This is a genomic window from Pseudoduganella sp. GW821-FHT12E03, assembly GCF_058807115.1.
On record NZ_JBXAQJ010000002.1, the window covers coordinates 342,047 to 355,417 of the forward strand.

11 protein-coding genes are annotated in these 13,371 nt (G+C 64.8%); 7 read left to right on the forward strand and 4 right to left on the reverse strand.

Annotated features, from left to right (window positions below; genetic code table 11):
• Positions 1–16: 16 nt before the first annotated feature.
• Both AC1RRC_RS05210 and AC1RRC_RS05215 read right to left on the reverse strand, forming a co-directional pair.
• Positions 17–637: a PEP-CTERM sorting domain-containing protein gene (locus AC1RRC_RS05210; protein ID WP_493054203.1), complete on the reverse strand. Its 621-nt coding sequence runs from the start codon at positions 635–637 to the stop codon at positions 17–19.
• 279 nt (positions 638–916) lie between these two features.
• Positions 917–1,879: a LysR family transcriptional regulator gene (locus AC1RRC_RS05215; protein ID WP_493054204.1), complete on the reverse strand. Its 963-nt coding sequence runs from the start codon at positions 1,877–1,879 to the stop codon at positions 917–919.
• A gap of 98 nt (positions 1,880–1,977) precedes the next feature.
• Between AC1RRC_RS05215 and AC1RRC_RS05220 the strand changes: the two genes are divergently transcribed.
• From AC1RRC_RS05220 to AC1RRC_RS05250, 7 genes are all read left to right on the forward strand, one after another.
• Positions 1,978–3,255: an NAD(P)/FAD-dependent oxidoreductase gene (locus tag AC1RRC_RS05220; protein WP_493054205.1), complete on the forward strand. Its 1,278-nt coding sequence runs from the start codon at positions 1,978–1,980 to the stop codon at positions 3,253–3,255.
• Positions 3,256–3,378: 123 nt separating this feature from the next.
• A complete protein-coding gene (locus AC1RRC_RS05225; RefSeq protein ID WP_493054206.1) occupies positions 3,379–4,746 on the forward strand; it encodes an MATE family efflux transporter in 1,368 nt (455 codons plus the stop codon).
• A gap of 106 nt (positions 4,747–4,852) precedes the next feature.
• Entirely contained in the window at positions 4,853–5,404 is a 552-nt protein-coding gene (locus AC1RRC_RS05230; protein ID WP_493054207.1) for a hypothetical protein, read from the forward strand.
• Between the two features lie 111 nt (positions 5,405–5,515).
• A complete protein-coding gene (locus AC1RRC_RS05235; RefSeq protein WP_493054208.1) occupies positions 5,516–7,090 on the forward strand; it encodes a S10 family peptidase in 1,575 nt (524 codons plus the stop codon).
• Positions 7,090–7,476 (forward strand): EF-hand domain-containing protein, encoded by a 387-nt coding sequence (locus tag AC1RRC_RS05240; RefSeq protein ID WP_493054209.1) that lies wholly within the window; start codon positions 7,090–7,092, stop codon positions 7,474–7,476. The genes AC1RRC_RS05235 and AC1RRC_RS05240 overlap by 1 nt, the downstream gene beginning before the upstream one ends.
• Positions 7,477–7,555: 79 nt before the next feature.
• Positions 7,556–9,043: an AMP nucleosidase gene (locus AC1RRC_RS05245; protein WP_493054210.1), complete on the forward strand. Its 1,488-nt coding sequence runs from the start codon at positions 7,556–7,558 to the stop codon at positions 9,041–9,043.
• A gap of 87 nt (positions 9,044–9,130) precedes the next feature.
• Positions 9,131–10,267, forward strand: coding sequence for an HAF repeat-containing protein (locus tag AC1RRC_RS05250; protein WP_493054211.1), 1,137 nt, complete (start codon positions 9,131–9,133; stop codon positions 10,265–10,267).
• Here the strand turns inward: AC1RRC_RS05250 and AC1RRC_RS05255 are convergent, their stop codons facing one another.
• Both AC1RRC_RS05255 and AC1RRC_RS05260 read right to left on the reverse strand, forming a co-directional pair.
• Complete coding sequence (locus AC1RRC_RS05255; RefSeq protein ID WP_493054212.1) at positions 10,268–12,346, reverse strand: TonB-dependent receptor; 2,079 nt, start codon at positions 12,344–12,346, stop codon at positions 10,268–10,270. It lies immediately after the preceding gene.
• Between the two features lie 152 nt (positions 12,347–12,498).
• Positions 12,499–13,299 (reverse strand): substrate-binding periplasmic protein, encoded by an 801-nt coding sequence (locus AC1RRC_RS05260; protein WP_493054213.1) that lies wholly within the window; start codon positions 13,297–13,299, stop codon positions 12,499–12,501.
• Positions 13,300–13,371 lie beyond the last annotated feature (72 nt).

Consider the following 13,371-nt stretch of genomic DNA (forward strand, 5'->3'; position numbering starts at 1 on the left):
TCGGGTTGACGGTGGGTCAGGCTTTGCGGCAGCGCGCCAGCGCCAGCATGCCAAGGCCGCCCAGCAGCAGGGCAGTGCCGCCCGGTTCCGGCACGCTGGCACTGTCTGTGGTGGCCGTGAGGACGCCATAGCCGTCATCCCAGGTCAGGCCACTGAGGTCCAATCCCAGCGCCCGGCCGCCATCGAGCAGCGACAGCAGCGGCGTGCCGCTCACGCCGGTCATGCCGGCCAGGGTGAAGCTGGACAGCGGCGCGGCCAGGGACGCGCCAAAGTCGAAGCGGAAGCGGTAGTCGCCGGCGGGGATGGGGGCGTTGTTGTAGATGGTCAGCGAACCATTGTCATCGAAGTCAAAGCCGAACAGGGCGTCGGCGGTAAAGAATTCCACCCCGGCGCCGCCCGCATGAATCGCGCTGGTATTGGAACCCGGTTCCGTGGCGAAGCCATGGTCGAGGCCCAGCATGGACGCGCCGTCGCCGTTATAGGTGGCGGTGATGACGGCATTCTGCAGCGGCAGCACGGCGGCATGGGCGGCCGGTGCGGCGGTGGCGGCGAGGGCGCCGAAGAGTAGGCCACCAAGCACGCCACTGAGGACGCCATTGAGGGTGGTTTGGACGAATGTCTCCCGTATTGTTTTCATTGTTGCTCCTTGTAGGTCAGGAACTGCGTGAGGGATGTGCGGCGCTTCCGGGTTGTCTGCCGGTTGCGGTCGGGCCACCTCGCGTGGCCCGTGCCTCATGAACGAGGGCCGGTGGGGGCGGGGGCCGAGGTTCTGGAAGGGGGGAAAGTGAAATGATTCTATATTGGCCTGACCAAAAATTCAATATGGTCAGGCCGGACGGGAGGAAAAATCATCTTGGAATGTCCACTTTTGTCACATTTGGGGTCTGACCCCCGGATGTGACAAAGATGGGGGAATTCAGGCTTTCGCGCCACGTTTGTGCTGGCTCTGGTATTTCTGGTAATACGCTTCCAGTTCGGTTTCAATCAGCGCCTGGCCGGAATTGACCATGAAATCGCGGAACGCGGCGGCAATCCGGGGCAGGGGCTGGTCGGCCAGGTGCATCACGTGCCAGTCGCCTTCCAGCGGACTTTCCTTCATCGGCAAAATGTCGATCAGCCCGGCCTGGAATTCCAGCGCGCACGCGTGCACCGACACGAAGCCGACCCCGAGTCCCGCCGCCACCATGCTCTTGATGGCCTCGTTGCTCGATACTTCGGAACTGATGTGCAGGGTATGCCCGTGTTCCTTGAACAGCCGCTCGACGGCGGTGCGCGTACCCGAGCCGCGTTCGCGCACCAGCAAGTTCGATTTCACGATGTCGTCCAGGGTCACGCGCTTCTTTTTCATCAGCGGGTGCTTGGGGCTGGACACGAACGCCATCGGGTGGTGCGCGAAACGGGCCGCGTTGATGCGCAGCTCGCGCGGCGGCGTGCCCATGATGGCCAGGTCCACTTCCTTGCGCGACAGCAGGCCGATGATTTCACTGCGGTTGCCGGCGCGCAGGTTCATGCGGACATTGGGGCGCTCCAGAGTGAACTTCACCAGCATCGAGGGCAGCAAGTGTTCCGCGGTGAAGACCGCGCCGATGCGCAGGGTGCCGCTGCTGACGCCTTGCAGCTCGCCCAGTTCATCGCCGGCCTGGTCCCACAATTGCAGGATGCGTTCGGCGAAATTGCGCATGACTTCACCGGCGGCGGTCAGTTGGATATTGCGCCCGACCTTGCGCGTCAGGGCCGTGCCGGCCAGTTCTTCCAGCGCGCGCAGCTGGGCGGAAATCGCCGGCTGCGTGACATGCATTTCCTCGGCGGCGCGTGAAACGCTTTCATGGCGGGCCACGAGCACCAGCGCTTCGAGCTGGCGGAAGCTTGCGTGATACATAATCTAAACCTTATCAATCGCTGAAAATAAGTAATTTCTCTTTTCGTTTTGCGGGAACTATATTAGCACCCAGAAGGAAACAAAACGGAGGAAACATCATGCAAACCATCGTAATCGTAGGCGGAGGCGCAGGCGGCCTCGAATTGGCAACCCGGCTCGGGGACACCATGGGCCGCAAGGGCCGCGCGAAGATCATCCTGGTCGATCGTTCCCCAACGCACTTCTGGAAACCGCTGCTGCACACGGTGGCGTCGGGCAAGCGCGACCCGCAGGTTTTCCAGATCGAATACTCGGCGCAGGCGGCCGAACATGGCTTCCAGTTCGTCCATGCGGAAATGTGTTCGGTGGACCGCGCCACCCGCACCCTGGAACTGGCGCCCTGCATGCGTGACGACGGCATTGCGCCGCCGCTGCGCACCCTGGAATACACGACCCTGGTGCTGGCGCTGGGCGCGGTCACCAATTTCTACGGCGTGCCCGGCGCGGCCGACAATGTATGCACGCTGGATCATGTCGGCGATGCGAAAAGTTTTTACCGCCGCTTCCTGGGCGCCTGCGTGCGGGCCAGCCAGGGCGACGGCGAAAAGGTCAATGTGATGATCGTCGGCGGCGGCGCCACCGGCGTGGAACTGGCGGCGGAACTGGCGCACAGCGCCCGCGCGCTGGCCAAATACAAAGTGCACACCCTGGACCCGGCGCGCGACGTGCGCATCAGTATCCTGGAGCGGGGTGCGCGCATCCTGCCGCACCTGCCGCCTGAAATGTCGGCGCGGGCGGAAAAATACCTGGCCACGCGCGGCATCGATATCTGCACCGGCGCCGCCGTCACCAGCGTCGAAGCGGACACTATCCACGTGGACGGCGTGCCGCGTCCCGCGACCCTGACCTTGTGGGCGGCCGGAGTGGAAGGCCCGTCCATCAGCAAGACCTTCGGCCTGTCGCTGGGCCGCATGCGCCAGATCATGGTGAATGCATCGCTGCAATCGGTCGACGATGCGAACGTGTTCGCGATCGGCGACTGCGCCAGCTTCGTGTGCCCGGTGAAGGGTGCCGCGCCGCCACGGGCCCAGGTGGCGCACCAGCAGGCGGTGTTCCTGGCGGATGCATTGTCCCGCCGTGAAGGCAAGCCGCTGCCGGAATTCCGCTACCGCGACTACGGTTCGCTGGTCTCGCTCGGACCGGTCGCCGCCGTCGGCGTGCTGCTGGGCGGCTCGGTCGGCCGCCAGATGCCGGTCAGCGGCGCCACGGCGAACCTGCTGTACGGGATGATGTACCAGAAGCACCTGATGGCGCTGCACGGGGTGGTCCGGGCCGCCGCCGTCATGCTGGTGGACTGGCTGCGCAAGCGCATCACGCCGTCGGTCAAGTTGCATTGAGGTCGCCGCCATGCATGCGTCCCGTTGGCGCATGCATGGCGGCTTTGCCTGCGGCAAAACCTCCCTTCGGAAATTTTTGCCTCAAACCGGTTTAAATATATTTGATTGCGCTATCATTGCGCAATGTCTCCCATTTCCGCCACTTCTTCCCGTCCCCACGTCTTTACCCTGGCCTGGCCCCTGCTGATCGAACTGTCGCTGGCGGTGGCGATCGGCGTGGCCGGCACCGCCATGGCGGCGCGCGTGTCCGATACCGCCGGCGCGGCCTTTGCCGTCACGATCCAGATTTCGCAGACCCTGTTCCTGCTGTTCCGCATCATCGGTTCCGGCATCGGCGTGGTGATCACGCAAAACCTCGGCGGCGGGCGGCGCGATGTGGCGGACAGGGTGGCGCTGGCCATGGTCGGCGCCAGCACCTGGCTGGGCGTGGTGGCGGCGCTGCTGGCCTTTGCCGGCGCGCACGCCTTGCTGGGCGCCTTGCATGCGCCGGACGCGGTGTTGCCGCTGGCGGCGCCGATGCTGCAGGTGCTGGCGCCCGCGCTGCTGTTCGATGCGTGGAATGCCGCGATGGCGGGCGTGATGCGGGCCCACCTGCGCATGCGCGATTCGCTGCTGGTGCTGGCCGCCATGCATACCTCCCACTTATTGCTGGCGTTTCCGCTGATGTATGGCTGGGGCCCGCTGCCGGCGCTGGGCTTGCCCGGCTATGCGCTGGCGCTGTTGCTGAGCCGGGCGCTGGGCCTGGCGCTGCACCTGGGTTTCTGGCGGCGCAGCCTTGGCATCCGCCTGCAGTGGGGCGACTGGTGGCGGCTGCGCCGCGCGCCGCTGACCGACGTGCTGCACATCGGCATCCCGGCCGGGGCGGAAAATATCGCGTGGCGCCTGGCGTTCATGGCCAGCATGGCGGTGGCTGGCAGCCTGGGGGAGCGGGCGCTGGCCACGATGGCCTATGTGCAACAGATCGGCGGCGTGGTCATCATGTGCAGCATGGCCGTGGCGCTGGCCGTGGAAATCCTGGTCGGGCATATGATCGGCGCGGGCCGGCTGCGCGAAGCGCATGGCCTGGTGCGCGCGTCGCTGGCACGGGGGCTGGCGGTCAGCGGCGTGATTTCCGGCTGCATGGCGCTGGCGGGCCCGTGGCTGCTGGGCTGGTTCACCCGGGACCCGGACATCCTGCGCGACGGCGCGGCCCTGCTGTGGCTGACCGTGGCGCTGGAAGTGGGCCGCACCTTCAACCTGGTGGTCATCAATGCGCTGCGCGCGGCGGGCGATGTGCGCTATCCCGTGATGGCGGGCGCCGCGTCGATGGCGATGGTGCTGGCGGGCGGCAGCTGGCTTTTGGGCGTGTATTTCGGGCTCGGGCTGGTGGGGCTGTGGATCGCCTATGCGGCCGATGAATGGATCCGGGGGGTGATGATGTGGCGCCGCTGGGCCGTGCAGGCCTGGGTGCCGTATGCCCGCGCGGCGCGCCGGCGGCTGCGCCTGCAATGACGGCGGCGACAAGGTTGATGAACTTTGGTGAACTTTTGTGACAATTCGCCGCTGAAAACAAGGCACAATAGAGGCTTTCGCCCATAGGGCGGCGGCAGGGGCGGCGATGGCACACAAATGGATGAGCTGGACGGCAAAGGGCGGCGCGCTGGCGGCGGCGCTGGCGTTTGCCGTGGCGGGCGCATCGCTGTCCGGTTGCTCGCGCACGGAACGCTGGCAGGAACAGGTGCGGCTGCATACGGGCGAAGTCATTGTGGTGGACCGCCGCAGCACCGACGATGGCACCGCCATCCGCTTTACGCTGCCGGCCCAGCCGGGCAAATCCTATGAATGGCGCGCGGCCCACGACGGCGGCCAGGGCCAGCACGAAAACCCGCTGGTGCTCGATGTGGAAAATGGCGTGCCGGTCATCTATACCGTGGTATCGACCTCGCCCGGCTGCCGCCTGTTCACCCGCTATGCCTACCGTGACGGCGGCTGGTCCGAACAGGTCTTGCCGGACAAGTTCAAGGGCAAGGAAATGAACCTGTTTGTGCTGAACGGCCTGAACATCGGCGACATGGTCACGCTGGAGCAAAAGCGCCGGGAAAACGCCGCCGTCTCGTATTCGCGCGCGCTGCGCTTCCTGGGACCGGGCGATAAATCCTGCGGTTTGTGACGGTGCGGCCGCGGACGGTGTGGCGTGTGACATTCCCGGTAGCCTGACTATACAATTTCACCCGGGCATCGTGCATAATCTCCGCAGGCACTCAATTCCCGGAGAACGCGCGTGGCCAGACCATCCCCCCTGACAAATACTTTGCCGCCAACCCTGCTGGCGGTGCTGTTGTCGTCCCTGCTGGCCGCCTGCGGCGGTGGTGGCGGCAGTGGCGGCAGTACCACCACGCCGCCCGTGGTGACGCCGCCGGTGGTCAACGACGGTTCCCTGAACGATCCCGTGATTTACTCGGGCAATCCGACGGCGTCGCTGGCCAGCGCCACCGAAAGCGCGGCCATCGTCAAAGGCAGCATGGTGCTGAACGGCCAGACGATCGCCTACACGTCCACCACCGGCCATCTGACTGGTACGGATACGCGCACCGGCAGGGCGGCGTCGTTCTTTTATGTGGCCTATACCGCCGATGGCAAGGAACCGGGTTCGCGTCCCGTGACGTTCTTCTACAATGGCGGTCCCGGTTCGGCGTCGATGTGGCTGCACCTGGGCTCCTTCGCGCCCAAACGCATCCAGTCCCAGGTGCCGTCCAATGTGATCCTCGGCGCGGTGACCCCGGTGGATAACGCGGAAAGCCTGCTCGACGTGTCCGACCTGGTGTTTGTCGACGCCGTGGGCACCGGCTATTCGCAGGCGATTGCGCCGGCGCGCAACCGTGACTATTGGGGTGTCGACGCCGATGCGGCGGGCTTCCGCGATTTCGTGCAGCGCTATGTGGCGGCCAACAACCGCCAGCAATCGCCCAAAGTCCTGTTTGGCGAATCCTATGGCGCACCCCGCACCGGTATCATGGCCAGCTTGCTGGAAACCGCGGGCACCCGCGTCAGCGGCGTGGTGCTGCACTCGGCCATCATGGATTACAACAGCAATTGCAGCGTGATCAGTACGCGCATTTGCGAAGGCTACATTCCGACCTACGCGGCGACCGGCAATTACTACAAGCTGTCCAGCCCCGCGCCGGCCGATGTGCCATCGTTCCTGCAGGAAGTGCGCAGCTATAGCGCCACCACCTACCGCGACGCGGCCGGACGCTGGCTGTCGTCCAACACCTTGCCGCAGCCCGGCGTTGCGCAGCAATTGTTCCGCTACACCGGCGTGCTGGCGTCGCGCTGGCAAACCAACCTGAATTACGGGCCGGATGCGTTTGCGAAGGAACTGGTGCCGGGCCAGTTGCTGGGCCGATACGATGCGCGCGTGTCCGGCGCGGTCGGTTCGCCCGTGACGGCCGATGGCGATCCTTCGCTGACAGTGGTGAACGGCGCTTTCAATTCAGCGATCCGCAGCTACCTGACCGGCGCCCTGAAATACAGCGCGGCCAGCACCTACGTCACGTACAACAACATTATCGAAACGTGGAACTTCTCCCATGATGGCAAGGAAGTGCCGGACACGATTCCCGACCTGGCCGCCGCCATCAACCTGAATCCGGCCATGAAGGTGCTGGCGCAAAGCGGCTACCATGACCTGGCGACGCCGTTTTACCAGACCGAACTCGATTTGCAGCGGCTGGGCGCCAACCCGAATATTGTGATCCGCAATTACGCGGGCGGGCATATGATTTACCTTGACGATGCCGCGCGCCGTGCTCAAAAAACGGATCTGGTGCAGTTCTACAGCACGCTGGGGAAATGATGAATAAACTGCTTTTGATGACGATGCTGGCGCTGTCCGCCACCACCACGGCAACCGCCGCGGGTAACGGCAACGAACCGCCGGTCCCATGCGCCGACCCTTGCGTGCCCCAGCGCCTGCGCCACGCGCCCGCCACGCCGGCGGCATCCGGCGCCGCCTTGCAGCAGCAAGCCGTGGCCAAGCTGCGCCAGCGTTTCAGCGAAGCGGACCTGGACGCCAATGGCGCGCTGACGCAAGACGAGGCGCGCAAGGCGGGACTGGGCTGGGTGGTCAATCACTTCGCCGAGATCGATACCGCGCGCAGCGGCAAGGTCACGTTCGACGACATGCGCCAGTACATGGCCAAGCGGCGCAAGCAGGCGCTGGGTCCGGCCGCGCCGCAATAGTCCGCATCGATGCTGCATCGCAGCGGGAACGCCGCTACAATGAAACCGACACTGTTGTCGTTTCATTGAGGAGCGTATCGTGCAACCCCGTCCATTTATCGCCCCCCGGCATTTCGATGATCCTGCCGCTGCGCTGGCCCAGGTCCAGCATTTGTATGACGATTCCATCGGGTATTTGCGCGAATCATTGCAGCGTTTTGTGGCCGGAGAAAATCCGCAGGAACATGTGCGCGCCTGCTATCCCTATGTGCGGATCAATACGGAAACCGTGGCGCGCGCGCCGTCGCGCCTGTCGTTCGGCTTTGTGGCCGGCCCCGGCGCCTTTGAAACCACCTTGACGCGCCCTGATCTGTTTTCACGCTATTACCACGAACAATTCCGGCTGCTGTTGAAGAACCATGGCCAGCAGCTGGAAGTGGGCATGAGTTCGCAGCCGATTCCGATCCACTTTTCGCTGGCGGAACACGACCATGTCGAAGGCAGCATGGGTCCGGAACGGCGCTTGCTGATGCGCGACGTGTTTGATTTGCCGAACCTGGGGGCGATGGATGACGGCATTGCCAATGGCACGCATGAAGCGCCGTTTGGCGAGGCGCAGCCGCTGTCGCTGTTTACCGCGCCGCGCGTCGATTACTCATTGCAGCGCCTGCGCCATTACACCGGCACGTCGCCCGCGCACTTCCAGAAGTTCGTGCTGTTCACCAATTACCAGTTCTATGTCGATGAATTCATCCGCCTCGGGCACGCGCTGATGCAGGCGCCGGCCACGGGCGACGATGACTATATCGCGTTCGTCGAGCCGGGCAATGTCATCACGCGCCGCGTGGGCGCCGCCGCGCAGCCGGACGACGCGTTTGGCGTGGTGCCGCCACGGCTGCCGCAAATGCCGGGCTACCACCTGGTGCGCAGCGACGGCACCGGCATCACGATGGTCAATATCGGCGTGGGGCCCGCCAACGCGAAAACCATCACCGACCATATTGCCGTGCTGCGTCCCCATGCGTGGCTGATGCTGGGCCACTGCGCCGGCTTGCGCAATTCCCAGCAACTGGGCGACTACGTGCTGGCGCATGGCTATGTGCGCGAAGACCACGTGCTCGATGAAGACTTGCCGCTGTGGGTGCCGATCCCGCCGCTGGCCGAAGTGCAGGTGGCGATTGAAAAAGCCGTGGCGGACGTGACGCAATTGTCCGGGCTGGAATTGAAGCGCGTGATGCGCACCGGGACCGTGGCCAGCACCGATAACCGCAACTGGGAATTGCTGCCGCAGCGCACGCCGGAACGGCGTTTCAGCCAGAGCAGGGCGGTGGCGCTCGATATGGAAAGCGCGACGATTGCCGCCAATGGCTTCCGTTTCCGCGTGCCTTATGGCACCTTGCTGTGCGTCAGCGACAAGCCGATGCATGGCGAACTGAAATTGCCGGGCATGGCCAACCAGTTTTACCGCGACCGGGTCGACCAGCATTTGCAGATCGGCATCCGCACGGTGGAACTGTTGCGCGGCCTCGGCGTGGACCGGCTGCACAGCCGCAAGCTGCGCAGCTTTGCGGAGGTGGCGTTTCAGTAATCGTCAAAAACTTAAGATGATCTTCATGGTGGGCGCGTTACATTCTCGGCAACGCTGTTTCGCAGCTCATCCATGAGGAGAATTCCAATGCGCAAGACCACCCTGGCCGCCGCCATCATCACCGCCGCGCTGGCCGCACCGCATGCCGGCGCCGCCCAGGGCCGCGCCGGCTTCGGCGAATTGCCGGGCGAAAGCAGCCAGGCCTATGACGCCAACCGCGCCGGCCAGGTGGTCGGCATGATTGAAAGCGAAGACGGCCGCCGCCGCGCCGTGCTGTACGAGTATGGCAAGGTGACGGAACTGGGCACCCTGGGCGGCTCCGACAGCGAAGCGCGCGCCATCAATGCGGCCGGCATGATCACCGGCGCCGCGCAAAACAAGGATGGGCGCTGGCGCGCCTTCGTCTATGAAGTGAAAAAGGGCATGACCGACCTGGGTTCGCTGGGCGGCGGCGGCTCGTCCGCCGTGGCGATCAACGCGTCGGGCCAGGTGGTGGGCCATTCCGATGTGCCGAACGGCGACTTCCACGCCTTCATCACGCAAGACGGCGCCATGAAAGACCTCGGCACCCTCGGCGGCAAGACCAGCTATGCGGCCGGCGTCAACACCGCCGGCACCGTGGTGGGCACGGCGCAAAACAGCGATGGTTTCCGCCGCGCCTTTGTCGCCACGGCGGGCCGGCCCATGCAGGAAGTGCCGGGACTGGGCGGGCGCATCAGCATGGCCACCGCCATCAATGACGCGGGCCTGGTGGCGGGGGCGGCGGAAACGCCGGACCGCCGCTGGCACGCCTATATCTGGGACGGCGCGCGCACCATCGACATCGGCGCGCTGCTGCCGAAAGGCGTCAACAGTTTTGCCACCGGCATCAATGCGGCGGGCCACGTGGCCGGCTCGGTCACGGCCGAGGGTTACCAGCCGCTGACCTTTGTCTACAAGGATGGCAAGGTGTCGGTGCATCCGCGCGAAGCGGGGCTGTATTTGACCAGCAAGATCAGCGACAGCGGGCTGGTGGTGGGATCGAAATTCACCGGCCAGCGCCTGGCCGCGTATGCCGTCGATGAAACCGCGCCGGAAATCAAGACCAGTCCGTGGGACTGGGTCATCCGCTTTGGCATCGCGGCCGGCGTGGCCTTCACCGCGTGGCGCGTGCGGCGCCGCACGGCGGGCCCGATGTTCCCGTCGTCGCAGGTGAAGGTGATTGCCAACCGCTTTATCCGTTAATTAAAAACGGTAGCGCGCCGTCAGCTGCACGGCGCGCGGCGCGCCCGGCAGGATCAGGTGCTTGCTGCTGCCATGGCCCGCGCCCGCATAGGTGCGGTTGAACAGGTTCGTGACGTTCAACTGCAAGTCCAAGGCCCTGGTGCGGTAATACGCCATCGCATCGGCCGTGGTGTAGCCCGGCAGGGTCACCGTGTTGCCCGGATTGGCGTAGCGGTCGCCCACGTAATTGACGCCGCCGCCGGCGCCCCAGTGTTCCGCCAGCTCCTTGGTCAGCCACAGATTGGCGCTGTGTTCCGGCGTCAGGGTCGGACGCTTGCCTTGCACCAGCTGGCCATCGTCTTTCGCGATGGATTTCACCATGCGGCCGTCGAGCCACGCGTAGCCGGACCACACTTGCCAGCCGGCGCCAAGGTCGCCAGTGAGGGTCAGTTCCACGCCATCGGTGCGCTGCGTGCCGATCGGGATCACGCGGCTGGTGGCGGGATCGGTGGATTTCATGTTGGTGCGCTCCAGGCGGAACAGCGACGCGCCCGCCGTGGCGCGGCCGCCAAACAAGTCGATTTTCGCGCCCACTTCGTGGTTGGTGGTGCGTTCGGGCGCCAGGTCCGCGTTGTTGGCGGCCAGTACAAAGGTTTCACCGGACGGCTGGAACGATTTGCTGAACGACGCATAGTACGACTGGGTTTGCGTGGGCTGGTATACCAGGCCGGCGCGCGGGCTCCAGGCGCGGTCGGTGCGCGCCAGGCTGGGCTGTCCGGCGCGGCGTTCGCGGGTTTCCTGTTCGAAGCGGTCGTGGCGCACGCCCAGCAGCGCTTTCCAGTGCTCGGCCAGCGTGGCCAGGTCTTGCACATAGGCGCTGCCGATCCCCATCACGGCCGTGCTGTTGGCGGTTGGCGCGCCGCCCGCCGTGAAGGGCACGGTGGCCGGCTGCGGATTGAACAGCGACACGGTGGCGGCATTGGCTTGCGAGCGCACCAGCTGGTCCTTGTGCTGGCGGCCGAATTCCACGCCATATAAAACCTGATGCCGCAGGCCGCCCACGGTGGCGTGCTGCGTTAGTTCGGTCTGGTTGAACCAGCCGTCTTCATCGCGCAAGACGTTGCCGCGCGTGAGCGACACGGTCTTTGCCACTTCATTGACGGCGCCGACCAGCGTATTGTTGCGGTCGAGCTTGTAGTGGAAACCGCGGAACGCATTGCGCAGCGTGAAGTGCTCGTTGATGCGGTGGTCCAGCGTGAAGCCCAGCGCGTTGACCCGCGCTTCGCTGTAATCGAATGCTTTTGCGTTGGCGGCGCCGTAATACGTCCCCGCCGGCACGTCGGCAGGGCGGCCCTGGACCGAGGGAATCCCAAAGTCCGTGACGCGCTTGTCATGCAGGTATTCGCCCTGCACCAGCAGGCTGGTGGCCTGGCCCAGCTTGAATTGCGCCGATGGCGCCAGCGCTTCGCGTTCCAGGAATTGCTGGTCGCGGTAACTGTCGGCGCGCTCGACGGCGCCGGTGACGCGCAGCGCGGCGCCGGCCGTGCCGAGCTTGCGCCCAAGGTCGATTTCACCACGGCGGCCGTGGTGGCTGGCCAGGCGCACGGTGGCTTCGCTGATGTCGGCGCCCGGCTTCTTGCTGATGCGGTTGATCATGCCGCCCGACGAACCACGGCCATACAGCACGGAAGCGGGGCCTTTCAGCACCTCGACCTGTTCGATGTTCGACAGGTCGCGGAAGTACAGCGCATCGTCGCGCATGCCATCGATGAACTGGTCGGCGATGGCGGTAAAACCACGGATGGTGACCTGGTCGCGCTGGCCGTCGCCGTGAGACATGCCGACACCCGGCACGGATTTCAGCACATCGTTCAGCGACGCGACACCCTGGTCGCGCAACAGCGCCTGCGGCACCACGTTGATGGTTTGCGGGATGTCGCGCAGCGGCGCGTCGAGCTTGGCGGCGCTGGTATTGGCCGGGTTGTAGGCCGGTTCGGCCGAAGCCGTGACCATCACGGCGGGCAGGGTGGCGTCGGCGGAAGCAAAGGCGGGGGCGCTGGCGGCCAGCAGCAGCGCCAGGGGCAGTTTTTTCAATCGCATGGCAAGTCCGGAAGTTAAGGGGCTGGCTGGCGGATCGGCTTGCTGGCGGAATGAGAATTATTCGTACTGCCGTATTGTCGCAAAGCTGCATCAGCAATGCAAGTTAATGTCGGGAAATTAAGGAATGTTCAGCGTATCAATGCATCAAAGCGTCAGCGGGACGGCGGGCAGGCCGGCACCACGATGTCGGACTTGTGCGCCATGGCCTGCCAATCGTTGTTGCAGGGCAGGGTCGCCAGCGCTTCGTTGAGGGCGGCCAGCAATTCCGGTTTGTCGCGGGCCACAAACAGGTGGCGCGCAAAGCTGTTGGGGCCCGGCGTGCGGACGTACGACAGCTTGCCGGCAAATTCCTGTTCCGATGTGATGTGGCGGAACATGAAGCGGTTCATTTGCGTGAAATCGATCCGGCCGGCCAGCAGCTTGCGCAAGTTGGAATGTTCATCGTTGGCCAGGTCAAGCTGGACCACACCGTCCGCCACCATGGTTTCCAGGCCGGTATAGCGGTAGCCGCGCACGGTGCCGTAACGTTTGCCTTTCAAATCCGACAGCAGGTGGATGGCGGGCGGTTTGGCGCCGGCAAACACCAGCAAGTTGTAATCCTCGAAGATTGGCGTGCTCCACAGGTAGCGCGAGCGGCCATCGTCGTCGATGAAATTCGGCGCCAGCATCAGGCCCACGGCGTCGAAATGCAGTGGCGCATCGAGGTGGGCGCGCAGCAGGCGCATGCGCGGCAAATGCTGCAATTCGAATTTGTAGCGCCCCTTGAGCTGCTGGTTCAGGTGCTTGACCAGCACGTCGCACAGGCCGCTGCCGTCCTGATACAGGAATGGAGGGTAGCGGTACGTGTTGATCGCACTCAGGGTGATTTCCGCCGCCGCCGCGCCACCGCCGGACAGCAGCAGGGCAGGCACAGCACAAAAAGCGGCGAACAGGCGTTTGAGTCGCAGGGTCATGGTGCGGGCTGGTGTGGGAAGCGCTTGAAACAGTATATGTCAGGAAATATCCGCTGCACATCGGCTAGCGCG